The following is a 24,874-nucleotide window of genomic DNA, read 5'->3' on the forward strand; positions in this document are numbered from 1 at the left end:
CGGATAAATCGACGTGAACGAACCAGTTGTTGTCGCGGAATCACTTACGAAGCAATACGGCGAATTCACAGCGCTGGACAGTTTGTCGCTGCAGGTGCATCGCGGCCAGATTCTGGGATTCATCGGGCCGAACGGCGCGGGCAAGACGACAACGATCAATATCCTGGTCGGCCTGTCTCGCCCGACAAGCGGCTCCGCGCGGATTGCCGGCGCGGACTGCGCGACGGATTCTCGCCGGATCAAGCGGCTGGTCGGCTACATGCCCGACACGTTTGGTGCGTATGAAAATATGCGAGTCCGCGAATACCTGGATTTCTTCGGAGCCGCCTATGGCATCAAACGTCCCGAGCGGCGCAAGCGCATCGCTGAGGTGCTGGAAATCACGAACGCCGCGTGGATGCAGGACCGCTTCGTCGACGCACTCAGTCACGGCATGAAACAGCGGATCGGGATCGCTCGCACGATGCTGCACGACCCGGAGGTTCTGATTCTGGACGAACCTGCCAACGGCCTGGATCCCGCCGCTCGAATTGAAATGCGCGAAATCCTGCTGCGGCTGGCGAAGGCCGGAAAGACGCTGATCGTGACCAGCCACATTCTTCCCGAACTGGCCAGAATCTGTGACATGGTGGCCATCATTACTCACGGCAAACTGCGAGCGTTCGGCACCGTTGATGAAATCATGAAAACGGTCAATCAGAAACGCATGATTGAAGTGCAGCTCAGCCATGCCGGGCAGTTGCCGGAAGCCGCGAAGCTTGTCAGCCGCTGCGTTGACCAGCCCGGCGACGTCGCGCCCTCCGAAGCGGAAATGATTGTCCGCTTCCGGACAAGCCGCACCGAAGACGAACTGGGTTCGCTGCTGGAACAGATGATCTCGGCAGGAATCCGTGTGACTCAGTTCCGGGAGATTCCGGCGGATCTGGAAGACGCGTTCCTTTCCGTCACCGGCACGTCCACCACCGGCACGTCCGGCAACGGCGATTCCGGCAAGAGCGCGAATCCGGCTGACGCGACAGCGACCGCAATACTGCGGGACAAATCGGTCACTGCGGGGAAAGCAACGTGAACGCAATTCTGGACAGAGAACTGCTGAGCCTGCTGCGTTCACGACGGGCGTTTGCGATTCAGGCGGGCGTCGCTCTGGTCTGCGGACTGCTGATCATCCTGCGCTGGCCCGCGGGGGCTCGCGCTGACATCGCCGGAGAACGTTCGCGCGAAGTCTTCACGCTGTTCGGCTACGGACTTCTGGCATGCATGGTTCTGCTGGTACCCGTGTTTCCCGCGGCGAACATCGTTCGGGAACGGCAGCAAAAGACATTGTTGCTGCTGCTGCATTCGCCGCTGAGCCCGGTCACGATCTACTTTGGCAAACTGGCGGCGACGCTGGGATTCGTGCTGATTCTCATGGCGCTGAGCGTTCCGGCGGCCGCAGCGTGTCACGCGATGGGCGGCGTTTCGCTGTTCAGCGGCCTTGCGATGCTGTACGGCGTGCTGACGGTTGTGGCCATTCAGTACGCTGCGCAGGGACTGTTCATCAGCAGTCGCGCACGATCAACCGATGCGGCGCTGCGAGTCACCTACTTCAGCGTGCTGCTGGTGTGCGGCGGCGTGCTGGTACCGCACCAGTTTCTGCAGGGAACAGAAAGTCCGCTGGCTTCCATCGCCGCGAAACTGCGATTCGTGTCGCCGCTGCCGGCCGTGATGGAAGTGCTGGGTCACGCTGACGCGGGGTCATACGGACTGCAGAGTGGTTCCGGAGCGCCCGGGTTCTATGTGATCAGCGCTGTGATTTCGATCGCCGTTTTCGCTGCGGCCACGATCCGCAGGCTCAGTCATCGAATCTTCGACCAGGCGCGATCGCAGGGCGTCATCACCGACGAACGCTCCGGCCTGCAGAAACTGGTCCGTCGGCTGATCTTTTTGGTCGACCCGCAGCGTCGGAAGTCCGAGATCGGTCCGCTGACAAATCCGGTCATGGTGAAGGAATTCCGCTGTCGGCAGTTCGGACGTCTGCACTGGCTGCTGCGTCTGATTGCCGGCTGCGCGATGGTGTCGCTGGTGCTGACGTACGCGACGACGCTTGGATCAGCCGACTGGGGCGTGGAGACGATCGGCGGCATCATCGTCGTCATGCAGGTCGCTCTGATCGTGCTGATCACACCCGGCCTGGCGGGAGGACTCATCAGCAGCGAACACGAAAGCGGAAGCTGGAAACTGCTGCGAATGACACCACTCACCGCCGGCGTCATCCTGCGCGGCAAACTGCTGAGCGTCACAGGCACGATGATCCTGATCCTGTGCGGAACGCTGCCGGGCTATCTGGTGATGATGCGCATCAATCCGCTGGTCACGGAGCAGGTCCGGCAGGTCGTCATCTGCCTGGTGCTGACAGCAGTTTTCGCCATCCTGTTAAGCGCCACGGTCAGCAGTTTCTGCCAGCGGTCGGCTCCCGCAACAGTCACTTCCTACATTCTGCTGATGCTGGTGTGCCTGGGACCCATGCTGATCTGGCTTGGACGCGACGCTCCCTTCGGACATGCCACAGTGAACGCCGCTTTGACGATCAACCCGCTGGCCGCGGCGCTGAGCGTGATCCGGACGCCGGGATTCTCGGCGTATCAGCTTGTTCCGCAGAACTGGTGGATCATGGGCGTATCGTCACTGGTCCTTCTGGCCGTGCTGATGATTCGCATTCGTATTTTGCTTCGTCCCGATTGACGCAGCGGCAAATTTGTCTGCGACAACCGTTGTCTTCCCTGCAGGTCGGTGTCCGTTGATTGCGAAAATTCCGGAATTCATTTCAAAACCCGCCCGAGCGGCCGTGCCGGCCATTGCCGCGCTGCTGGCACTCTGCGCGGAAAGTGTTCCTGCGGGTGTGCCTCAGTTGCCTTCAATCATGGACCATGATCCGGAACTGCCGCGGCAGCACATCGTGCGGCATGTACCGGCACACTGGAAACAGCTTTGGCGAGAAGCTCTGGCCGGACAGGAGGAGGACCTGCGTCGCGAAGCCGCAGCTGCGGTTCTTCGTGAACATCAGCGCGGCTGCCCGGACGTGGACGACATGGGCCCGGACTTGCTGAACGCACTTTCGCTGTCGTCGCATTCCGCTGTTCGACAGACGATTGCCGAAGCGCTGATCGAACTGGACTTTCGAGAAGCCGCCGGCGCGCTGTCCGAACTCGCTGCGGCTGGCGGCACCGCGGAGTCGCTGCTGGTGGAACCGGCGCTGGGGAGCTGGGGCTACAATCCGATCAATGACGTCTGGCTCACCCGGCTGAACGATGCACGCTCCGCAACGCCGCAGCGCCTGATGCTGGCGATCGAAGGCGTCCTCGCAACCGGCGACGTCCGCGCGGGTGACGCGCTGCGGCTGCTGGCACTGGATCGCGGAAACACGGCGGCGGTGCGTCTGGCGGCGGCGCAGTCGCTGGGCCGGTTGCGATCCGACGGTCTGACCGGCGACGCCAGGCTGATGGCCGAAAGTTCGGTCGGGCGAGGCATCGTTGATCGGCTCGTCGCCGCGAATCTGTTGCTGACACACAGCAGCGACGACGCTCGCGAGCTGATGCTGCAACTGGCCGTGGATGATCAGCCGGCCGTCGCAGCGATTGTCCTGCGCAGGCTGCTGGAGCTTGAACCGCGGCATCTTCGACCGCTCGTTCCGCGGTTGCTGGAAAGCCGCGACGCCGTCGTTCGTCAACTGGCGGCCCGGTCTCTGGTGGAACGGCCGGACAATGACACTATCGGGACACTCGGCAGGTTGCTGGATGACAGCCACCCCGATGTTCGCAACTATGTCCGCGAATCGCTGCTTTCGCTGGCCGGTCAGCCGGAATTCGACGCGGCTGTTCGCGACGAAGCGATGGCCGTTTTGACTTCGCAAAGCTGGCGAGGTCTGGAGCAGGCCGCTCGGCTGCTCGGTGAACTCGACCACAAGCCCGGTGCCGAAAGGCTTGTGGGGCTGCTGAACTTCGAACGTGCGGAGGTTCACGTAACGGCAGCCTGGTCGCTGAGTCAGCTTGCCGTTCGTGACACACTGCCCGGCATGGCGCAGTTCGCAACTTCCATCACCGACCGTTTTCCGGCGGACCCCGGCGACGGCGACCGCGAACCGCTGAGCCGCGGACACGACGCGTGCCTGTCTCATCTGTTTCAGGCGTTTGGAATGATGAAGTATTCACAGCCGGAACCGGTGCTGCTGAAATTTGTTCCTCGCCGCTACGACCTTGGACCGCGATCCCGCGGGGCGGCGATCTGGGCACTGGGACGGCTGCACGAAGACGATCCGCAGCCGGAACTGATGAAGCTTCTGGGGCAGCGAGTCGCCGACGACGGAGAGATCCCGTATCCGGAACCCGTCGAAGTCCGCGCCAACGCCGCCACCAGCCTTGGCCGCATGAAGGCGGCGGCGGCCATGCGAGCGCTGCGGCACGTGTATGGCAAAGATCCGCCGGGCGAACGCATCCGCGAGGCCTGCGGCTGGGCGATTGAACAGATCACCGGCGAAGATCTGCCGGAACTCGAAACGCGGCTGGTGTCTCCGCCCGATGCGTTCCTGCGTCCGATCGATCCCTGAGCCGCCGCGATTGTCAGGCCAGCAGTTCTTCAATGACGGCACCATGGTCGACCAGCCGCGTCGGGCGGTTTCCCCGGTCCGGAATCGTTGTTTCCGGTGCGATGCCTTTCAGGTGATACATCGTCGCCAGGATGTCTTCGGGGCTGACCGGACGATTCGCGACGAATGATCCGATGCTGTCCGTCGCTCCGACGACCGTTCCGCCGCGAATTCCGGCTCCGGCCAGCATCACGCTGTAGGCCTTCGACCAGTGATCCCGACCGCCGCCGCGGTCCATGTTGTTGATCTTCGGCGTCCGCCCGTGCTCCGTCAGACACAGCACCAGCGTTTCGTCCAGCATCCCGCGATCGTCCATATCCGTCAGCAGGCTGCTGACTCCCGCGTCGAACCCCGGCAGCAGTTCATTTCCCAGACGTTTGAAGTGATTGAAGTGCGTGTCCCAGGCCGTGTTGACGACTTTGTATTCGTCCCAGAAAACTGAGACCAGACGGCACCCGGCTTCCAGCAACCGCCTCGCGGTCAGTGCCGACTGGCCGAACAGATTCATGCCGTACTTTTCTCGAACCGACATGGGCTCCCGTCCGACATCCAGCGCATCATGAAGTTTGCTCGACGTCATCAGGGAATAAGCCATGCCCGCAAAGCGATCGAGACTTCGGCCGGCCATCTGTTCGCTCAGATGCCGGCGCTGGTCGTCAAGCTGATGCAGCAGACTTCGTCGGCGGTCCAGACGATCCAGCGTCAGGCCGTCGCGAAGCTGTGCGTCTTTCGAAATTCGCAACCGGCTTTCCGGAGTGATGCCCAAAAACGGATCGGCAACTTCCACATCCCTTAACTGATTGAAGAATGAAACTCGCGGCACTGACCGGGTGGCCTTCCCGTCGAATTCCGTCCAGACCGGGTTGTAGCCGTGGCCCAGAAACGAACCGTACGGTCCCGCTCGCCGCGAAAACGGTGCAAAGTTGCTGAACTGCCAGGGAAGCCCGATGTTTCGCGGCAGTTCCGGCCGTTCGCCCGTGCCGTCCCGGTCGGCAAGGTAATCCAGAACGCTGCCGAAGAACGGTCGGTGCCGTGTGTCGAACGGGTTTGTCTCACTGGAAAAATCGACGGCCGGGAATCCCGACAGCGTATACAGATTCGAATGATTGTTGTGGTCGTGAGTCATCGACCGGATGAGTGCCATCTTACCCGTCAGGCCGGACAGCTTCGGCAGCATTTCACAGATGAACGTGCCGGGGACCGCGGTGGGAATCGCACTCCACTGGCCCCGGATTCCTTCCGGCGCGTCGGGTTTCGGATCCCATGTTTCAAAGTGCGAAGCCGCGCCCTGCAGATACAGCAACAGGATATTCTTCGCCCGACCGAACGTCCGGTTGATTGAACCTTCTGCGGCTGACGCCGATTCCAGACGCAGAAGTTCGGGAAGAGTCAGGGCTCCGCCGGCAAGCGCACCGACCTGCATCGCGTCGCGACGACCGCACACAGGACCGAACGGGTTTGACGATCCGAGAATTCTGAGCATCGCATCGCTTCCTGAACACAAGTGTCCGCAACTGATTATGCCGCAACGGATGATCCGGGGTCAATGTGCCGCTGTGCGGTGCCGCGTGCCCCACCAGGCGCGGGCCCGTTCACCGACGCTTGCCGGGCTGCTGACCCGTCACCATAATCGAACGCCGTGAAAGATACCCCGCAACACACCGAATCTGTTTCTCTGTCGGACAGCAGGGCTGAGGACATCCGGACGTGGATCGTGACTGAGCTGGCAGGGGAACTGAATATTCCGCCCGAATCGATTCTTCCCGATCAAACGCTGCTGTCGCTCGGCATTGATTCGATCCGTGTTGTTGCGTTTGTGGCAAAGCTGGAAGAGCGCTGTGGAATTCGTTTTTCCGAAAACCCGCTGGACGATCACCCGACAATCACCGCGCTTTCGCAGCATGTCGCGAACCTGATGGGCGGCGCGGCCTGAAAGTCACGATGCCATCGACATGCCGCCCGCCAGGAATCCCGTGACGCATGTCGGCCAGCGACACTGACTCCCGATTTTCCTCAGCCGGCAGTGGCGGGCGCATTGGGCGCTTCGCGCTGCTGCTGACGGAACTCGTGCTGATCGCGGCCGTCGTCCATCTGTTCCGAATTGAAGAACGCCGTCACCTGCTTCCGGTGCTGTGCGCTTCAATCGCCGGGTTTTCCATCCACAGCTGGCTGCCGGTGACACAGCGGCTGCGGTTCTTTGCACTGCTTTCCGTGTCAATCGTGGTGCTGGTTCCCGGAATCGACGGCGGCGTCCGGACACTGGTCCTCGGCGGCTGCCTGATAGGGACCTTCTATCTGCCGATCAGTCGTATTCAGAAGGGATGCGTCCTTGCCGCGGCGACGATGGTTCTGGCCTTGGCAAGAGTCCGGTTTCCGATGCCGTTCTGGCCGATACTCGGTTCGATGTTCATGTTCCGGCTGTTGCTGTTTTTTGTTGAACAGCGAAACCAGTCCGTCAGACCTTCGCCTGCGTCGGTCGTTTCGTATTTCTTTATGCTGCCGAACGTCTGTTTTCCACTGTTTCCCGTTGTCGACTACCGGACGTTTCGTGACACATATTACGACTCCGACGAATGGGAAATTTACCAGCGCGGCGTCCGATGGATCGTCCGCGGGATGATTCATTTGGTGCTGTACCGGTTCGTCAAAGCGAATCTGATTCCGGAACCTCACGAACTGCACGACGTGCGTCGCATCGCGGTTTTCATGGCGACGAACTACGCGCTGTACCTGCAGGTTTCCGGTCAGTTTCACCTGATCACCGGCCTGCTGCATCTGTTCGGCTTCAATCTTCCGCGAACGCATCATCTATACTTCCTGGCATCGAGCTTCAGCGACATCTGGAGAAGGATCAACATCTACTGGAAGGACTTCATGACGAAAGTGTTCTTCTTTCCGGCGTTCTTCGCGGTGCGCCGGCGCGGTTGGTCCGTCAGAGCGGCGATCGTCGTGAGCGTCCTGTGCGTGTTTGTCGCCACCTGGCTGCTGCATTCCTGGCAGACGTTCTGGCTGCGCGGCCGATTTCCGGTGACGATCAACGATGCCTTTCTGTGGCTGGGTGTCGGCTGTTGTGTGGCGGTCAACGCACTGTTCGATGCTCAGCGCGGCGTCGAACGGAATCAATCCGGCTGGCTTGCGGCGGTCAGCGTTTCGTGGCGAACCGTCGGCATGTTCGTTCTGGTCAGCCTGTTCTGGGCCTGCTGGACGAGACCCGGATTTCTGTCAACGATCATCGAAGCCGCTGACCGGCCGGACTTCAGCAACGGACTGGTCGTGGTGGCGCTCTGGCTGCTGGCCGCTGTCGCTGTCATGACGGCTGTGAGAGTCGTCGGACAGCGACTGTGGCGATTTCCGTCGCCATGGCCGGCATTGAGCTTCCGGGATTCTGCCCGGCTGCACATCTCAGGTTTGGCAGTGGTTCTGGTGCTGGCGTCGCCGTGGTTCAGCAGACTGCTGAGTCCCGAAGTCGCGCGGACATTGGCCGACTTTCGAACGGACGCGGCCGCACAGGAATCCGCGCGCGGGCAACTGATGAGTTACTACGAAGATCTGAACGAAGCGGAGACTCAGGCGGGACCGCTGATTCGTGCCTTTTCGCCACAGGACGAAACTCGCCGCGCGCAGGCCCGCGGCTTCGAACAGGTTTCCCGCGCGACCGATGAGTACCAGGAAGTTGAACTCGTGCCGGGAATCTCAACGGAACTGGATGGTGCCGCGTTTTCCGTCAATCAGTTCGGAATGCGGGACCGCGATTCGATCACGCTGCACAAACCTGTCGACACAGGGCGAATCGCGATGGTTGGTTCCAGCATCGTCATGGGCTACGGCGTGGCAGACGACGAAGTTTTCACGCGGGTCTTTGAAGAAGAACTGAATTCGACCGGGCGATTCGGCAGCCGGCGGGTGGAAGTTTTGAACTTCGGAGTCGGCAGGCAGTGGGCGATTCATCGACTGGTACGCGTCCGGAGAAAAGTGGTCGCCTTCGAACCGGACGCGATGTACTACGTCGCTCATCAGGACGAATTCAACGAACTGACCGGCCATGCGTCCAGGCTGATTGCCGCCGGACGGGAGCTGCCTTCCGGACATCTGCAGCACGTCGCCGTCAATGCCCGCGTTTCGTCCGACATGCCCGCGGGAGCGATTCAGAGCCGCCTGCTTCCCTTCACTACGGACCTGCTCGCCGCGGCGTATCGCTCAATCGTCGAAGAATGCGGCAGCCGCGGCATCGTGCCGGTCTGGGTGTACATTCCGATGCCGGGCTCGCTGGCGGAAGATCCCGGTGACCAACTGACGGAACTGGCCGAAGACGCCGGCTTTGTCGTTTGTCGACTTTCCGACTGGACGAACGGCGAAGACATCGACGGGCTGTTCCGATCGACCGACGAACATCACCCGATCGCGAAGGGACACCGGCTGATCGCCGAAGCTCTGGCGAAAATGGCGGAGACTATTCCCGCAATGCTGCCCGATCGGTAAACGCCCGAATTTCGCACGCAGTTCTGTTGGAACAACCGAACCCCGGGTTCGCCGAAAAATCAGAGTCCGGCGCGTGCGTCAAGGGAGCATTCAGATGTCGACTTTGGGCTGTTTTTTGAACGGAGCGGGTGTGTCAGGATTGGCGATCTGCCTGGAACCCAGCCGGGCGGCACCGGCTTTCGTTGCCGAGGAACCCTTGAGTTTGAGTTCGGTGATGCAGTGAACGTCGGTCAGCCTGTCCAGCCCCGCGTCTGTCACTGCCGTCTCGGTGACATCCAGAACGACCATCTTCTGAAAGACCCCGCCGTCGGCGAGCTGACTGAGTTGATCGTCAGTGATCGTCGACTTGCTGAGCACAAGCTGAAAGACGGCATCCTTCGCCGCGACTTCGGTAATGGATTCGATCAGGTCGTCGGAAATCTCAGCCCCGGACAGATCAACCAGCCAGCCGGTCATTTCGAAGCCGAACATCCGTTTCCCTTCCTTTGAGGCGGTTCCTCCGGCTTCGGCAATGAGATCGCTGAATCCCTGCTGCTTCTGCTTCGCCAGCTCATATTCACTGGGACCGTAGTAGCTTCCGCCGCAACCGGCCATGACGGGCAGGGCAAGGATCGACAGCATCGTGATCCGGAAGGCCGTCGCCGACGACAAACGCATCTGTTCACAAAACATTTCAATTCCACCAATCAGGGAACGCAGATCAGAAGGCGCGGTGTCACCACGTTTCGCGGCGAGGCGTCATTTCGATCCGCTGGTGAATGTGTGAGCCGAAGGAGAGCAATTTCGCCGACTGGCAGCCGTCAGAATTCGCCGATGACATTCCCGTCCTGAATGGAACCCAGGCTGTGGTAGATGCCCTTGTCGTTTCCTCCGCTGGGGTCATCGTCCCATTCCACGTTTTCGCTGATGAAACGAACAGACCCGTCCGCCAGCAGAAACTGAGCACCTCCCGTGTGTTCGCTGCTGAATGCGATCAGCGGATCGTCAACGGCGGTGGTGCTGGACTGATCGCTGAACTTGCCGGAGTTCATCTTGAATTCCGTCTTGCCGACAAGACACCAGACGTTGGTAATGCCGTCGCAGGTCAGTTCCTGGCCGGCCCAGACACCGGCCCAGTGTCCCCGTTTGCTGCCCCGTTCTCCGACGATGATCGTGTTTGACGTTCCGTCGGTAATATCGCGCAGCCCGATTTTCCGGTTGTTACCGCTGTCGAAAACACCGTCATTGTCACGGTTGCCGTTGCAGCCCATGTAGTTGGATTTCGCAAACATGACTGTCTCGGGCAGAATCATGCCGACACATAACCCGCCGCCGCTTTTCTGCAGGAACGGCCGGTTTCGATTGATCGATTCCTCCGGATCGCTGGGACAAATGAACGCCGGCAGGCCGGTCACCAGCATCTTGCGCCGCACGGGATCGTTGGCAGCCTGTTCGAAAGTATCCGGCCCCACGTTCAGTGCGTTCCAAAGGGGCGCCTGATCCAGGAAGGGCATGATCATCACCGACCAGGCCCACTGGGAATTGATATTGCCGCCCGGCGACTTGTCCAGGTAGCTGGCCGCGGGAAACAGGCCATGCACATCATGATAATTGTGCAGCGCCAGACCCATCTGCTTCAGATTATTCCTGCACTGAGTGCGGCGCGCCGCTTCGCGCGCCTGCTGCACGGCCGGGAGCAACAGAGCAATCAGGATCGCGATAATCGCGATCACCACCAGCAACTCTATCAGCGTGAAACCACGGCGAGTTTGTGTTGCTCGAAACATGGAACAGTCTCCATCGACGAAGGGAGAGGAACGGAGTGAAAAGGATGATCGACGGCTACACAGCCCGGAATCGGCCGACGAAGTGTGCGGCAGACAGGCCCGAGCCTGAATATCAAAGATACCGTAGTCCGCACGGGCGGTCCAATACCAGGAATTGCGGAATCCGCGACACCTGCTGCTTGCCGGCGATACCGCTATTGTCCTCCAGCCGGCTCCGAGTTCTGACGGAACAGCGATTCCAGCGTGCCGGCCGAGTACAAATTCCGCAGTTCGACGCGTTTGAGTTTCCCGCTGCTTGTCCGGGGAATAGACGCAGGCCGCAGCAGCAGGATGTCGGCCGGACTGATTCCGAACCCTTCCGTCACCAGGTGCCGCAGCTTCGACATGACAGATTCGGGACTGCTGAGATTGACGGCCGTTCGCCGCAATTCCGCGGCAATGACAAGCGATTCCTGGCCGTCCACGTCCACACCAAATGCGGCGATGCCGCCGGGTTCGACAGTATCGTGAGCCTGACTAATGTGTTGTTCAATGTCATCCGGATACAGGTTTCTGCCGCGAACGATGATGATTTCCCTGGTTCTTCCGGTAACGAACAACTGCCCTGCGGAAACAAAACCCAGGTCTCCCGTCCGCAGATACCGCTGCGATGTTCCGCCCGGCGTCAAGGCGCGCAACACTGCTTCACTGGCCGCCGAATCATGAAAGCAGCCATCCGTCACGGATGCACCGCTGAGAAAGATTTCACCGACATGTTCGTCATCCAGCGGACACAGCGAAACCGAATCCAGAATCATCACGCGGCAGCCGTCGATCGTGCTTCCACTGCCGACCAGACGAATCGTGTCGGCATCTGACTTCGGGGGTAACACCAGGTTGTCGCCCAGCGCGGAAACGCTGACGCTGCGAATGACGGGATCGCTTTCCGCGGGCCCTCCCGTCGCCAGCAGAGTCGCTTCGCCCAGTCCGTAGCAGGGAAAAAATGCCGACTTCCGAAAACCGGCGGCGGCGAACTTTTCGCTGAACCGATGCAGTGTCTGTTCACGAATTCGTTCGGCACCGATGTAGGCAACTCTCCACGAGGACAGATCGATGTTCCCGATTTCGTCAGCCCCGCATTTTTCGAAGCACAGCCGATAGGCAAAGTCAGGCCCGCCGCAGATGCCGGCTTGATGCTCGGAAATCAGCCGAAGCCACATCGCCGGATTCAGTACAAAATCTTCCGGCTGCAGGCACCACGTTGTGTTTCTCGTGAACAGTGTTTCCAGGTAGCTGCCGACGAGTCCCATGTCGTGGTAGTGCGGCAGCCAGGTGACGCCGATGTCGCCGCCGGTTCGAATTCCCATTGCGCGGCGGATCATTTCCGCATTCGCCAGCAGATTATCGTGAGACACCTGCACACCTTTCGGTCGCGCGGTCGAACCGGACGTGTACTGCAGAAACGCCGTCTCGGAACCTCGCGACGCTTCGATCGCCGCGCAACCCGGATTGCCTCGCCAGTCGTCCGGTGTAATCACCCGCAGACCATCGAACCAGGGATGCCGGTCTGCCCGGCGCTGCAGCAGATCAGCCGTCCTGCTGTCGGTCATCAGAACCGCCGGCGAGCAGTCGCGGCAGACCTGCCGGAGCATTTCGCTGCTGCGGTTCAGATTGGGAATGTTCACGGGAACCGCGATCACGCCATGAGCAAGGCAGCCGAAGAACGCTTCCCAGAACGCTGAGCCGGTCGGAAACATCAGCACAGCACGATCGCCCCGACGCGCATGAAGCGCCAGCACATAAGCCGCCGCGCGCGCGTGTGACGCCAGATCGCCATACGTCAGTGTCTCAGCCGGGCGCGATCGCGTTTCCGGAAAAACAAACAGCCGCTTGTCCGGCGACTGAGCGGCAGCTTCTTCCAGAATCGTACTGAATGATGGCATGAAAATCGGTCAAAGCCGCAGCGCGGCACGCTGCGCAGGGCAGCTGGTCATTCCCGCGGCATCGCCGGCGAATGCGATCTCATCCACATCTCCCTGCTTCCATGTTGCCGCCGCCTTCGCGCGAAGTCGGATTAGATTACGCCAGCAGTCCTTCCACGACTCGCCCGTGAACGTCGGTCAGACGGAAGTCCCGGCCGGAATGGCGATAGGTCAGGCGAGTGTGGTCGATTCCCATCAGGTGCAGCATCGTGGCGTGCAGGTCGTGGACATGCACGCGGTCTTCGACGGCATGAAGTCCCAGTTCGTCCGTGTTGCCGAACATGGTGCCGGGCTTCACACCGCCTCCGGCAAGAAACATGCTGAAGCCGGTGTTGTGGTGATCCCGGCCGGCCTTTGTTTTGTCGTCGTCCTTGCCGATTTCGGAATACGGCGTGCGGCCGAATTCTCCGCCCCAGACGACCAGCGTATCTTCCAGCAGACCTCGCTGCTTTAAATCTCGAATCAGCGCCGCCGAAGCGCGGTCACTGTCGGCACAAAGTCGTTGGTGAGACTTGTTGTTGTTGGAATGCGTGTCCCAGGGCTGCTTGTTTTTCGAATCGACGTAATACACCTGAACGTACCGCACGCCGCGTTCGACCAGGCGGCGAGCCAGCAGGCAGCTTTGGCCGAACAATGTGTCGCCGTAGGACGATCGAGTCGACTGCGTTTCCTGCTGAACATCGAACGCGTCTTCGGCACTGCGCTGCATCCGAAACGCCAGTTCCATCGAATTGATCTGTGCTTCCAGGGGCTGTTCGTTCTGGCGCTGTTCGGCGTGTCGGCGATTCAGTAGCTGCAGCAGGTCAAGCTGTTTGCGCTGCTGTTCGCGAGTCAGCAGCGGGTTGCGAATGTTGGCGACCAGCTTGTCGACGGCCAGGTCATTGGTGTCGACGGAGACTCCCTGGTTCTCGCCGGGCAGGAAGCTGTTGGACCACAGGTGCGGGCCGACGACCGGAATTCCCGGTGAGAGTGCGACAAACGACGGCAGGTTTCGGTTCTCCGCGCCCAGACCGTAGGACACCCACGAACCGATGCTGGGACGCACCGGCTGCTGGTGGCCGGAATGCATCAACAGCAGACCGGGTTCGTGATTGGGAACGTCGGTGTGCATGGAACGCACGACGCACAGTTCATCCGCCAGCGTGCTCAGGTTCGGCAGCAGCTCACTCATCACAACGCCGCTGTCTCCGTGTGGCCGAAACCGAAACGGTGACGGCATGAATCCCGCCGTTTTGGTGACGCGATCCTTCTTCTTTTCGGGAGGCAGACCTTCGTGAGTCTTCAGGGCGGGCTTCGGGTCGAACGTATCGACGTGCGACGGTCCGCCATTCATGAACAGAAAAATCACCCGTTTGGCTCGCGCGGCATAGTGCGGCTGCTGCGTCGGCTGCGACTCGGCGGCCAGCAGTCCCCGAGCCGCCAGCCAGCCGAAACCGGCCCCGGCCGACTGCAGCATCGAGCGCCGGCTGACGTGCGACGTTGCGAGTTCACGAATCCCTGAGGCAATCTTTGTGGTGGGTCTGTTCATGATGACTCCGCGTGGTTTGTCGTCCGCGATTGCGTTTTTGTCGGAGTTGTGGGGAGGGTTTTAATCCAGCCACCAGAATTCGTTGCTGACCAGCAGCGAATGTGCCAGTTGCTGCAGTCCGTCGTCCGGGCGTTCCGTGAGGAATTCAGCGGCGGCGCTGCGTTCTTCGGTATCAGGCTGTCGCTGCAGTGCAAGTTCAAACGCGGCGTCGACGAAGGCGGCAGCATTCGCGTCCCCGGCTCGCTGCCGGATTCGTTCCGCAAAGACTTCCGCCTGCTTCTGCATGAACGGGCTGTTCAGCAGAAACAGCTTCTGCAGCGGAGTATTCGTTTCAACACGTTTCGCCGCGTGGACATTGGCATCGGGGAAGTCGAATCTCGCCAGCAGGGGATTCAACTGAAAGCGGCTGATTTCGGAATACACCGTGCGACGAGTCGCCTCGGGGTCATCGGCCCTGACGGAAGTTCCGCCGATCGTTTCATCCAGCCGACCGGTGACCTGCAGGACTGCGTCGCGCCAGGCTTCGACCGAAAGTCGTCGCCGCGGGATTCGCCACAGCAGGGCATTCTGAGCGTCGGACTGCAGCGCGGCGTCGCTGATGTCGGACGATTTCTGGTATGTTTGTGAAAGGACGATCTGCCGGTGCAGCCACTTCAGACTCCAGCCGTTCTGCATGAACCGAAACGCCAGATCGTCCAGCAGTTCCGGGTGAGTCGGCGGTTCGCCGAGCTGACCGAAGTTGCTGGGAGTGCCGACGATGCCGCGTCCGAAATACTGCCGCCAGATGCGATTGACGATCACGCGCGCAGTCAGCGGATTCGCCGGATCGGTGATGGCTTCCGCCAGTCCGGTTCGTCCGCTATCGCCTTCAAACGTGCGCCGGTCGCCGGGAAACGCCACGGTCAGGAAACCACGCGGCACAACGTCGCCCTTATTGTTGACGTTGCCGCGAATCATCACATTCAGATCCTGAGGCTTGCCGTCGCGGACGACGTGCATGGCTTCTCCGGGATCCTTCGCCGTGCCGTCGTCATTGGCTTCCTTGCCGTCCATCGCCTTATTGAACATGTCGGTTCCGGCGAAGATTCCCGCCAGAGCGTAGTAGTCTTCCGTGGGGATCGGATCGTATTTGTGATCGTGGCACCGGGCGCAGGCGACCGTCAGGCCCTGCAGTCCTCGAGCCACCACGTCGACACGATCTTCCAGTTCTTCGGCCATCACTTCCGGATCGCCGCGGTTGTAGTATTTCGGCCCCAGCCCGATAAAGCCCAGTGCCGCCTGCGATTCCGAATCGTCGGCGGCGATCAAGTCCGCGGCCAGTTGCAGCGACACAAACCGGTCGTACGGCATGTCGTCGTTGAGAGAATTGATGACCCAGTCACGGTATAGCCATGCGTTCGGATAGAACAGCGCCTTGTTGTCGCCGACGATATGTGCCTGATCTTCGGCAAAGCGAGCCACATCCATCCAGACGCGAGCCCAGCGTTCGCCATACCGCGGCGAATCCAGCAGCCGGTCCACCAGCATTTCGACGGTGATCCCGGAATCTTCGGCAGCGAATTCACGCACCTGTTCGAACGTCGGCGGCAGACCGATCAGATCGAACGACAAGCGCCGGATGAGTGCCTCGCGGCTGGCGGACGCATTCGGAGATATCCCCGCCTCGGCCAGTCGCCGGCGCACGAGAATATCGATGCGAGCCGAATCGGCGACTTTGGCTTCATCCAGTTCCGTCGATCTTCGCGGAGGCTGGAAGGACCAGAACTGCCGTCCCTGTTCAATGTCGATTTCCTTCGCGCTGGTGGCGGCGGGAGAATCGTCGGAAGTGCGAGGATCGAAGGCTCCGGCGGCAACCCACGCTTCGAAGTCATGAATCACACTGTCCGGCAGCTTCGCATCGGGCGGCATTTCGAATCCGTCGTAGCGGAGCGCCGACAACAGCAGGCTGTCCGCGGGCTTGTCAGCATCAATCGCCGGACCGCTGTCGCCGCCGGTCCGCAGTGACTTCTTCGTGTCCAGCCGCAGTCCTCCCTGCAGCGTTTCCGATTCGGCCGAATGGCACTGGTAACAATGTTCCACCAGCACCGGGCGGATTTTCGATTCAAAGAAGCGAGCCGCGTCATCGGTATTCTGAGCCGAATCCTGCGCCGTCGAAGGACGGGCCGAACCGGCGAGAATCAGAGCGCAGGCAACAAGCACGTGGGATAGTCGTTTCATGGTGTCCACGCATCAGGCAGGAAGATGGTTGCGGGAACCTGGGAGGGATCAATCACGTCCGTCAGTCTACCAAAGATATCCGCGGAATGCTCGCGCAGATTGGCTCCCGCGGATCATCGCGATGCTGCTTCGCTGGACGTGCCGAGGTGCGCCGGGCCATAGTGTGTCGTGCTTGTTCGAGCCCGATGATCCCGCCGACTCAATTCCGGAAAGACCGCCATGAACCCTCACGCCGCCGATCGTTCACGTTCCGATCTGACACGCCGAACGTTTGTTCTGGGAACAGCGGCGCTGAGTGCGTCCGCGGCAATGGGTGCGCCAGCGCAGGACAAGCCGGTCCCGATCATTGATACTCACATCCATCTGTTCGACGGCTCGCGTCCCCAGGGAGCCCCGTACGTCGGGCCGGGCGGAGATTCGCCGACGATTTCTCTTCCGGATGACTATCGCCGGCTGGCTGTTCCGCTGGGAATCTCGGGAGCCATCAAGGTCGAAGCCAGCCCGTGGGTCGAAGACAACCTTTGGGCGCTGCAGGTCATGCAGCCCGATGACATGATGCTGGGACTGGTCGGCAACCTTCGTCCGGAGTCTCCCGACTTTCCGGAGCTGCTGATTCGGCACGCAAAGAACCCGCTGTTCCGCGGCATTCGTCACGGCAACCTGTGGGGCTATGACCTGACGAAGATGGTCAGCAATGATGACTTCATAAAGGGCATGCGACTGTTGTCAGAAACCGACCTGTCGCTGGACATCGCTAATCCGACGGTGCCGCTTCTGGAAGCTGTGATGAAAGTAAATGACAGCGTGCCCGATCTGCGAATCATCATCGACCACCTGCCGGGGCTGGAACCGACTCCTGCAACTCAGGCCGCCTATGACAAGGCCATGGCCGAACTGCATCGCCGAAAAAACATCTTTGTCAAACTGTCGGCCGTGATTCATCGCATTGACGGCAAGATCGTGAAGGATCCGGATGTACATCGACCGCGGCTGGACCGGCTGATTGATGTGTTCGGAGACGACCGGATCATCTTCGGCAGCGACTGGCCGAACAGCGACGGCGTCGCTCCGCTGGATCAGATCGTCGGCATCGTCAAAGCCTACTTCGCCGACAAGCCGCGCGAGCTTCAGGAAAAGTACTTCTGGAAGAACTCCGTGAAAGCCTACAAGTGGAAACCCCGCGCCGCGAATCAGCCGCGCGAGGCGTAGTGAGTGGTTTGCTCCGGGCCTGCCGTGATGCGGCAGGCCCGGCGCATGAACAGGTCGCTTCGCTGCCGCTCGGGTCAGACCAGACGGCCGCGTCGCCGGCGACACACCAGTTTTCCGAATCGGGCGGAATCGACAGATGCAGTATCGGCGCATGGGACGAACCGGGCTGAAGGTTTCCGAGTTTTGTCTGGGGACCATGACGTTTGGTCACGGCACCAGCGAGCACGATGCCGAACGCATTGTTCGCGAGGCTCTGGACGCCGGAGTCAATTTCTTCGACACCGCGAATGCCTACAGCGACGGGCAGTCGGAAATCATGCTCGGAAAAGCGCTGCAGGGTCACCGCGACCAGGCCGTCGTGGCCACGAAGTTCTTCAATCCCATGGGCACAGGACCAAACGATTCCGGGATGTCCCGTCGTCACATCATGCGCGCGATCGACGACAGCCTGAAGCGGCTGCGGATGGAGTATGTGGACCTGTACTACATCCATCATGTCGACGTGCAGACGCCGATCGAAGAAGCTCTGCGGGCGATTGACGACTTAATTCATCAGGGAAAAGTGTGCTATGCCGCGTGCAGCAACTACCCCGCGTGGCGATTGTCCGAAGCGCTGTGGACCAGCGAACGGCACGGCCTGCATCGCATCGAGTGTTATCAGCCGCAGTACAGTTTGGTGGTCCGTGACATCGAACAGGAAATCCTGCCGCTGTGCCGCCACACCGATCTGGGAGTCGTGTGCTGGGGACCGCTGGCGGGCGGATTTCTTTCCGGCAAGTATGCTCCCGGAAGCCGGCGGCTTGAAGGCACGCGTTCGGCTGAAGGCTGGGTGTTTTCCGAGAGCTGGTTCGCGGCCAGCGCCGATCAGACACTCGAAACGGTGCTGCGCATCGCGCGGGAGCTGGGACGTTCGCCGGCTCAGGTCGCTCTTCGCTGGGTACTTGACCGGCCGGGAATCACGGCGGCGATTGCCGGCGCCAGAACCATCGAACAATGGCGCGACAACCTGGGTTGTGTCGGATGGTCGCTGCCGGAGGAGGCGATGCGGGAACTGACCGCCGTGTCTGCGCTGCCGGACCGCTATCCCGAATCCATCGAAAAGTCGATGCATCTGCGGCGCGACAATGCGGTCCGCTCGCCGACCCGATGAATTTCCGGAAACGGTCGCGCAACGATGAGTTCGCTTCCAGGGTTCTGGTTCATCAGGTCCAGTGGCACAGCGATTCGATATGCGCCGCGGAACCGTCACGCAGCCAGCCGTCAAGCTGCGCGGGATCCTTCAACTGCTGTCCGCGCAAAGTCGGCACGGCAAGGAATGCGCAGCGAACGTCGGGCAGTGCCGACATGTCTCCCCACAGTTTTTCGAACTGCGAAACCGGATAGACGTCTTCCTGTCCGTGGCCCCAGCGCTTCTTGACGTCTTTCAATGTGATGTAGGTCGGCATGCGGCGGCCGATGTCCCGGATCGCTGCATCGATCTTGGCCGAATCTCCCAGATCAGCGCGAGTCAGGCCAAACCGCTGCAGCAACCGGTCGATGCTGATCCATGACGTGGCGGAGTTGTACCACGTCAGAAAGAACTCATCTTCTTCGCGCGGCATCGCCAGTCCTTCGACAAGCCGCACTCGGCCGTCGACGCGCGCGAGTCCGCCGCCGCGATCCTCCAGCCGTCGCGTGATGACTTCGAATGACAAATCCGCATCCGCTTCGATGTGCATCCCCAGAATCGCCGGGTCCAGGCAGGCTCCCAGCGTGTCGATGTTGTGCAGCATCAGGTACTTCAACTGCGGCCGTTCTTCCAGAACCGACTTCAGCGTACCGTTCCTCAGCAGGTTGGGAATCTCGTACCAGTGGCCGACCGGATGCAGGCACTGCGACGGCAGGTTGTCCGTGTAGTCGGCCGCTTCGCCGCAGGTTCGTGCCCAGTTGATCAGCGCCGCGCGCAGACTGGCGCGGACCTTTTCCTTTTGTTCGTCCAGAATCTGCTGAGCCAGCTCTTCCCAGGCAAACTGCAGATCCCGAACGGTGGGAATCATTCGCAGACCGACCGCCAGGCCCCGCGAAATTCGGATGTGCCCCGCGTCGGCGCGGCGAGCGACCGCGCGGCGAATCGGATCTTCCGTCAGGTATCCGGTCGTCACAATGTGCAGGGGTGCGACGCCAAACTGTTCGCCGGTGAACCGGGATTTCGCGAAGTGAATGTCCAGGAATGACCGAAACTCACCGCCCAGCCGGCAGAACGGATTCAGCGCCTTGACCACGCCGGCGCCCTGAGTCCAGCGGCTGCCGACTCCGGCCGCCAGCGTCACGACACCGACTTCTCCGCGGGACAGGGCATCACGGCCCGCGGCGACGGCGCTGGACGGAATCTGTTCGCGAGCATCGACGACGTCTCCCGCGCGGACGTCTTCTATCGTGGCGGAAGGATGCAGGCGATTCTGAGCCAGCCCCAGCCGGCCGGCGCGCAGGTCTTCCCGAATCTGTTCATGCGCAATGGAATCGAATCCGTTCGTTTTCAGGATGTCATCCAGCGACTCGGAACTTCTGTCTTCGTGCGTCGTGGAGGGCAGGATTCGCTGCAGAAGCTGCGAAGCAAGTCCGGCGGAACCGTTCTGAATCCGGCACACATCGCCGACGCGCTGCAGTTCCGTTCGAACCATCGGGCTCAGCGTTGAGACACCGCGGCGCAGCCAGCCGGGGACCATCAGAGCGTGATAGCCGACGGGCATGCCGCCATCGGTCCGCAGGTCCGCGCTGGTGCCGCTGTCGTTGATTTCAAAATCGTACACGACCGGGTCCATGGCGAACGGAACACTGCTCTGCATTTCCCGTTTGACGTCCAGCATCGTCCGCTGCAGCCAGTCCTGAGCCTGCTCGCGGATGGCGGGCTCAAAGATGAACCCCATTCCGCCGCCGGCCATTCCGCCCAGCATCCAGAAACCGTGAAAGCGGTTGCCAAACTGTCGCCGACATTCATCGATCAGACGTTCCGTGTACGCGTTGGTACACCATGGAATGATCGCCTGCAGCGGCTGGTGGAAGTTTTCGTCGGTGGCTCGCCCGATGGCCGCAATGTCGCCGTCCTTCAATGCCTGAACAGCTCGGTCGAGAAGTTCGATCGCACGGCCGCGCGCCCTCCATTCAGCGGAACTGCGCAGCAGGTATTTTTCCGTCACCATCTCCAGAATCGGTCCGACGTTCTGAGCCATGCCGCCGTGGACCAGAACCAGACTGTCCTGCAGCCTGCGGCGTGATTCCGTCGAAACCTCATCACGGCTGAACACATGGTGCTGCGGCATCAGCCGTCCGCGACTGACGCCCCATTCGGGATCTCCATCAGCGGACATGCAGCCTTCAATCAGCTTGATGCCCGGCCAGATTCCTCCCGAATCCTGCCAGCCGCCGCCGGAGCCTCCCAGCCATTCGCCAAGGATCGCGCGGGCCGCCACGATGCGCCGATCGTCTTCGTCCAGCGGACCTGTCAGCGACGACACCTGACTGGTGGCTCGCATGCAGATCGAAATCAATGATCCCAGCAGGTTCGTCGAAACGGCCAGCCGCGAGCCCTTCGGGATATCGTTGACGCGGCTGACGATTTCCAGGCCCAGTCCCGGCCCGATCATCCGCGACAGGACTTCCGAAATCCGTCCGCCGCAGCCTTCCATTCCCGGCGGGACAATTCCCGAAGCGATCACCGCCGCTTTCAGCAGTCCCAGATAATCCCGGGCGAAGTCAAAGACCTCGTTGATGTCACGAATATCCACCACGGAATCCAGGTCGATACTCACCAGCCGCAGCACCGGCTCATCAATGACGCGCAGACTGCAGTCGATGGGTGGTTCCGGCGCCGCATGACGTCCGCGAACCGCCAGGTTCACGGACGCGTTGATCACGCGGGCTCCTTCCGGAAAATCCATTCCCAGAAAGAAAATGTCACTCCAGCCGCTGTGAGTAAAGTCCATCCGGACCGCCGTGTGTTCGCGCAGAACCGGATAGCCCGCGGCACCAGGCCGTTTCAGTTCCGGACGAATCTTCAGTGGAATGTCGGCCGGATGACCGGTGCGAAACATCCACTGATTTCCGCGAACCGACCGAACACTGCGGCGAACCTGGTCAGCCAGAGTCTGAAACGCCAGCCGATGAAACGACTCCGCCAGAGCACTGCTGACCGTGACGGACGGCCCGTCCAGCCGCTGCGTCGCCTGAAACAGATCGATCGCTTCGGGAAACCGGCGGTTCAGCAGAAACTCGTAACCTTCGTATGGAATGCGGCCGGTCTCGCGCCCCTTCAGCAGCGGCGGAAGCTGAAACCGGTGGATGGCATACAAGAAAAACAGTGCCCGAACTCGTTCGTACAGATTCGGCGACTGACGACGAAACGCATCCAGGTGACCACATTCCCGCAGCAGTTCATCGGCGGACAATCCGGCGCACGCCGATTCCAGCGCCGTGTGCCGCAGCGGAGTTTCATTCGTCGTGATGATTTCGATCAGTGGAGACATGCGGGGTCGTTCGTATCTTCGCCGGAATGCGACTGAACTTCGGAATCGCGGGACTTCGCGGGCTTTTGCCGGAGGCCGGTTCCGGCAACATTCGTCAGCCGGACTGGGCCTCGCTGAGCAGCCGTATGAGTTCCGTCAACAGCAGGTCGCGATCGTCTCCGGAAAGCGTGAGCGCCAGTTGAGCCTTCAGCAATCCGTAACGTTCGCTGATGTTGTATCGCGACCCGTTGATCACCAGAGCCAGGTACCGTTCCGACTGCAGCAGTTGATTCAGCGAACTGCTCAGGTCGATGGATTCTCCGGGGTCGGCACTCGCCAGTCTCCGTTCGAGCAGCTCAAACACGCGAGCCGTCAGCACATGCATCCCGAACATGCACAGGTAATATCCGGCGCGCTGGCCGGCCACGATCAGTTTCTGTTCGGCGACGGTCGGTGTCGGCTTTTCAATCACGGTGCTGACTTCGTACAAGTGCTGCGCCTGAGCCAGCGGGACGCCTCCCACCGCGCCGAACTGCGTGACTTCGTTTTCCCGCGTCGGCTGAATGGCGGACACCGCGCATTCGTAATGGTCTGCGGCATCGATCAACTGACGCACGCAACTGTTTTCACAGCGACTCAGGAACAGATGGTCCGACACCAGATGCAGACAGGCTTCGCCGTCGACGAACGACCTTGCCCGCAGCAGAGCGTCACCGTAACCGCGAGGATTGTCCTGTTCGAAAAACACGATGCGGCCGGAATGCGGCCCGGCCGCCGAAACGTAGTGTTCCGCCTGCCCCGGCCTGATGATCAGCGCGACGTCATCAATGCCCGCTTCGATGACTTCGTCCAGCATGTACCGCAGCGCTGTCCGGACTTCGCCGCGCCGGTCCACCAGCGTCTGCAGAGGCAATCGTGCGTGATTCTCGCCGGCGGCCGTAATAATCGCCTTGCGGATTTTCATGAACCGAGGATCCTATGGTGAATGTGGCAGTCAGCCGAAGAACCGTGCTTGTACGCCGATCACGCGGACTTTTCCAGAAATCTTCGCCGGCCTGTGTCCGGAATCGGCAGCTACCGCAGACTCCGGCCCGGATTATTCCGGGAACGGCGATGAATCGTGACCCGGCTAAGAAAAACCACGTCCGTCCTTCCTTCGTCCTTCCTTCCAGCGTGTGCCCCATGAAGAAACTTCGAAACGTTGAATTGGTGTTGGTCGTCGCGGCCCTTTCGCTTTGCGTCACTTCAGCCTTCGTGGGTTCTGCTGCTGCCGATGAGCCGCAGCAGGGTGACGTGAGGAATCTGAATCTCGGCGGTGACGTGAGTCTGGAACTGGTCTTCATCCCGCCGGGACCATTCCAAATGGGCAGCACGGCGGAAGAGAAAGCGTGGGCGACGGGTATTGAAGGTGGTGCTCAGCCGGGAACGGAGCGTGAACAGTACGAGGGCGAACCGCGTCCGATGCGCGTGGGCCAAGGATTCTGGATGGGACGCACAGAAGTGACGCGCGGCCAGTTTCGGCAGTTCATCGAAGATTCCGGTTACGTCACCGACGCCGAACAGCCGGGCGGGATGACTCAGGTGTTTGATCACGAATGGGACCGGTACTACCGCGGCACATCAATCGTGCATCCGTGGAAGTCGGTGTCTGACAAAAGCTGGCGGGATCCCGGCTTCGGCATTCCGATGCAGGACGATTTTCCCGTCGTCTGTGTCAGTTATCAGGACATGAAAGCCTTCTGTCGCTGGTTGACCGATCGGGAACGCAAAGCGGGGCGTCTGGCGGATGACCTGGAAATTCGGCTGCCCACCGAAGCCGAATGGGCTTATGCCTGCCGCGGTGGAAGTCGGGAAAGCCATTACTTCTGGTGGGGCAACGATCTGATGGAAGGCAAGGGCCGGTTCAACATCTCGGCCGTCGATTTTCTGCCGGGGCGAGACACCGTCTGGCCGCTGGCGAATGCTCCGTGGAGCGACGGTTATGCGTTCCTGTCGCCGGTCGATCACTACGGCGAACGCGGTCGCAACGGCTTCGGACTGGCCGACATGTGCGGCGGCGTCTGGGAATTCGTTCTCGACGACTTCGACCCCACCGGCGGACACGAAGAAGTGCATTATCTGGACAGGGAACAACTCACCGTCTCGCGCCCGGTGTGTCGCGGCGGCAACTACTTCGACGTTCCCGGCAACGCCCGCTGCGCCGTTCGTCTGGGCATCGCGAGCATCACGTACTCCGATTCCCGAGACGGCTTTCGCATCTGTCTCGGCAAAGAACGCAGGACCGTGCCGGTTCCGCGGACGCCGTAGAATTCCTGGATCGGGGCTGCGACGACGGGCTCGAATTTCCGCAAACCACCTGGCGGCACTGCAGTTGACTCCTGTTGGTCTCAGCGTCAGTTGTGGTACTCTGCCAGTCGGCGGGACTTCAATTTCTGCCCGATTCACAGACTTCTGCATCGACACGAAATCTCATGGCGAGTTCCGATCCTGAAATCAAGCACACTGCGGCGCCGGATCTGACTCTGGCCTGTGGCACAGACGGTCCCGTGACTCTTTCGAGCCTTTGGGAAGCGCAGCCGGTGGTGCTGATTTTCGTCCGGCATCTGGGCTGA

17 protein-coding genes are annotated in these 24,874 nt (G+C 60.9%); 9 read left to right on the forward strand and 8 right to left on the reverse strand.

Annotated elements, in window-relative coordinates; translation table 11 throughout:
* Positions 1-13 precede the first annotated feature (13 nt).
* Genes R3C19_03320 through R3C19_03330 form a run of 3 tightly spaced genes read left to right on the forward strand, consistent with a single transcriptional unit; the run spans position 14 to position 4,582 of the window.
* The gene (locus R3C19_03320) at positions 14-1,069 is read left to right on the forward strand and encodes an ABC transporter ATP-binding protein (GenBank protein ID MEZ6059373.1); all 1,056 of its coding nucleotides are present in this window, start codon (positions 14-16) and stop codon (positions 1,067-1,069) included.
* On the forward strand, positions 1,066-2,721 hold the full coding sequence (locus tag R3C19_03325; protein MEZ6059374.1) for an ABC transporter permease: 1,656 nt from the start codon (positions 1,066-1,068) through the stop codon (positions 2,719-2,721). The genes R3C19_03320 and R3C19_03325 overlap by 4 nt, the downstream gene beginning before the upstream one ends.
* A gap of 55 nt (positions 2,722-2,776) precedes the next feature.
* Entirely contained in the window at positions 2,777-4,582 is a 1,806-nt protein-coding gene (locus R3C19_03330) for a HEAT repeat domain-containing protein (GenBank protein ID MEZ6059375.1), read from the forward strand.
* A 13-nt stretch (positions 4,583-4,595) separates the two neighbouring features.
* Here R3C19_03330 and R3C19_03335 read toward each other — a convergent pair whose 3' ends face one another.
* Positions 4,596-6,104, reverse strand: a complete 1,509-nt coding sequence (locus R3C19_03335) for a DUF1501 domain-containing protein (GenBank protein ID MEZ6059376.1) — start codon at positions 6,102-6,104, stop codon at positions 4,596-4,598.
* A gap of 231 nt (positions 6,105-6,335) precedes the next feature.
* On the opposite strand from R3C19_03335, the gene R3C19_03340 reads away from it, so the two are divergent.
* Positions 6,336-6,554, forward strand: a complete 219-nt coding sequence (locus tag R3C19_03340) for an acyl carrier protein (GenBank protein MEZ6059377.1) — start codon at positions 6,336-6,338, stop codon at positions 6,552-6,554.
* A gap of 47 nt (positions 6,555-6,601) precedes the next feature.
* Positions 6,602-9,100: a hypothetical protein gene (locus tag R3C19_03345; GenBank protein MEZ6059378.1), complete on the forward strand. Its 2,499-nt coding sequence runs from the start codon at positions 6,602-6,604 to the stop codon at positions 9,098-9,100.
* A gap of 90 nt (positions 9,101-9,190) precedes the next feature.
* Here the strand turns inward: R3C19_03345 and R3C19_03350 are convergent, their stop codons facing one another.
* The 5 genes from R3C19_03350 to R3C19_03370 all read right to left on the reverse strand — a co-directional run bounded on the left by R3C19_03350 (position 9,191) and on the right by R3C19_03370 (position 16,572).
* A complete protein-coding gene (locus tag R3C19_03350) occupies positions 9,191-9,772 on the reverse strand; it encodes a hypothetical protein (protein ID MEZ6059379.1) in 582 nt (193 codons plus the stop codon).
* Between the two features lie 128 nt (positions 9,773-9,900).
* Positions 9,901-10,866 (reverse strand): DUF1559 domain-containing protein, encoded by a 966-nt coding sequence (locus R3C19_03355; GenBank protein ID MEZ6059380.1) that lies wholly within the window; start codon positions 10,864-10,866, stop codon positions 9,901-9,903.
* Positions 10,867-11,060: 194 nt separating this feature from the next.
* A complete protein-coding gene (locus R3C19_03360; protein MEZ6059381.1) occupies positions 11,061-12,788 on the reverse strand; it encodes a fatty acyl-AMP ligase in 1,728 nt (575 codons plus the stop codon).
* A 136-nt stretch (positions 12,789-12,924) separates the two neighbouring features.
* On the reverse strand, positions 12,925-14,355 hold the full coding sequence (locus tag R3C19_03365) for a DUF1501 domain-containing protein (protein MEZ6059382.1): 1,431 nt from the start codon (positions 14,353-14,355) through the stop codon (positions 12,925-12,927).
* 60 nt (positions 14,356-14,415) lie between these two features.
* Positions 14,416-16,572, reverse strand: a complete 2,157-nt coding sequence (locus R3C19_03370) for a PSD1 and planctomycete cytochrome C domain-containing protein (GenBank protein ID MEZ6059383.1) — start codon at positions 16,570-16,572, stop codon at positions 14,416-14,418.
* A gap of 219 nt (positions 16,573-16,791) precedes the next feature.
* On the opposite strand from R3C19_03370, the gene R3C19_03375 reads away from it, so the two are divergent.
* Both R3C19_03375 and R3C19_03380 read left to right on the forward strand, forming a co-directional pair.
* The gene (locus R3C19_03375) at positions 16,792-17,781 is read left to right on the forward strand and encodes an amidohydrolase family protein (protein MEZ6059384.1); all 990 of its coding nucleotides are present in this window, start codon (positions 16,792-16,794) and stop codon (positions 17,779-17,781) included.
* 136 nt (positions 17,782-17,917) lie between these two features.
* Positions 17,918-18,931, forward strand: coding sequence for an aldo/keto reductase (locus tag R3C19_03380; protein MEZ6059385.1), 1,014 nt, complete (start codon positions 17,918-17,920; stop codon positions 18,929-18,931).
* Between the two features lie 52 nt (positions 18,932-18,983).
* Here R3C19_03380 and R3C19_03385 read toward each other — a convergent pair whose 3' ends face one another.
* Positions 18,984-22,283, reverse strand: coding sequence for a UTP--glucose-1-phosphate uridylyltransferase (locus R3C19_03385; GenBank protein ID MEZ6059386.1), 3,300 nt, complete (start codon positions 22,281-22,283; stop codon positions 18,984-18,986).
* Between the two features lie 94 nt (positions 22,284-22,377).
* On the reverse strand, positions 22,378-23,226 hold the full coding sequence (locus R3C19_03390) for a hypothetical protein (GenBank protein ID MEZ6059387.1): 849 nt from the start codon (positions 23,224-23,226) through the stop codon (positions 22,378-22,380).
* Positions 23,227-23,444: 218 nt separating this feature from the next.
* Between R3C19_03390 and R3C19_03395 the strand changes: the two genes are divergently transcribed.
* Both R3C19_03395 and R3C19_03400 read left to right on the forward strand, forming a co-directional pair.
* Entirely contained in the window at positions 23,445-24,569 is a 1,125-nt protein-coding gene (locus R3C19_03395; protein MEZ6059388.1) for an SUMF1/EgtB/PvdO family nonheme iron enzyme, read from the forward strand.
* A gap of 164 nt (positions 24,570-24,733) precedes the next feature.
* On the forward strand, positions 24,734-24,874 hold the full coding sequence (locus tag R3C19_03400) for a hypothetical protein (protein MEZ6059389.1): 141 nt from the start codon (positions 24,734-24,736) through the stop codon (positions 24,872-24,874).

Source organism: Planctomycetaceae bacterium (genome assembly GCA_041398785.1).
In the GTDB taxonomy this organism is placed as follows: domain Bacteria; phylum Planctomycetota; class Planctomycetia; order Planctomycetales; family Planctomycetaceae; genus JAWKUA01.

What these genes read in the sequence shown, in the direction of transcription:
- R3C19_03335 (MEZ6059376.1), bottom strand. Translation starts at nt 6,104, where the DNA reads ATGCTCAGAATTCTCGGATCGTCAAACCCGTTCGGTCCTGTGTGCGGT.
- R3C19_03345 (MEZ6059378.1), top strand. Translation starts at nt 6,602, where the DNA reads ATGTCGGCCAGCGACACTGACTCCCGATTTTCCTCAGCCGGCAGTGGC.
- R3C19_03350 (MEZ6059379.1), bottom strand. Translation starts at nt 9,772, where the DNA reads ATGTTTTGTGAACAGATGCGTTTGTCGTCGGCGACGGCCTTCCGGATC.
- R3C19_03355 (MEZ6059380.1), bottom strand. Translation starts at nt 10,866, where the DNA reads ATGTTTCGAGCAACACAAACTCGCCGTGGTTTCACGCTGATAGAGTTG.
- R3C19_03360 (MEZ6059381.1), bottom strand. Translation starts at nt 12,788, where the DNA reads ATGCCATCATTCAGTACGATTCTGGAAGAAGCTGCCGCTCAGTCGCCG.
- R3C19_03365 (MEZ6059382.1), bottom strand. Translation starts at nt 14,355, where the DNA reads ATGAACAGACCCACCACAAAGATTGCCTCAGGGATTCGTGAACTCGCA.
- R3C19_03370 (MEZ6059383.1), bottom strand. Translation starts at nt 16,572, where the DNA reads ATGAAACGACTATCCCACGTGCTTGTTGCCTGCGCTCTGATTCTCGCC.
- R3C19_03375 (MEZ6059384.1), top strand. Translation starts at nt 16,792, where the DNA reads ATGAACCCTCACGCCGCCGATCGTTCACGTTCCGATCTGACACGCCGA.
- R3C19_03380 (MEZ6059385.1), top strand. Translation starts at nt 17,918, where the DNA reads ATGCAGTATCGGCGCATGGGACGAACCGGGCTGAAGGTTTCCGAGTTT.
- R3C19_03385 (MEZ6059386.1), bottom strand. Translation starts at nt 22,283, where the DNA reads ATGTCTCCACTGATCGAAATCATCACGACGAATGAAACTCCGCTGCGG.
- R3C19_03390 (MEZ6059387.1), bottom strand. Translation starts at nt 23,226, where the DNA reads ATGAAAATCCGCAAGGCGATTATTACGGCCGCCGGCGAGAATCACGCA.
- R3C19_03395 (MEZ6059388.1), top strand. Translation starts at nt 23,445, where the DNA reads ATGAAGAAACTTCGAAACGTTGAATTGGTGTTGGTCGTCGCGGCCCTT.
- R3C19_03400 (MEZ6059389.1), top strand. Translation starts at nt 24,734, where the DNA reads ATGGCGAGTTCCGATCCTGAAATCAAGCACACTGCGGCGCCGGATCTG.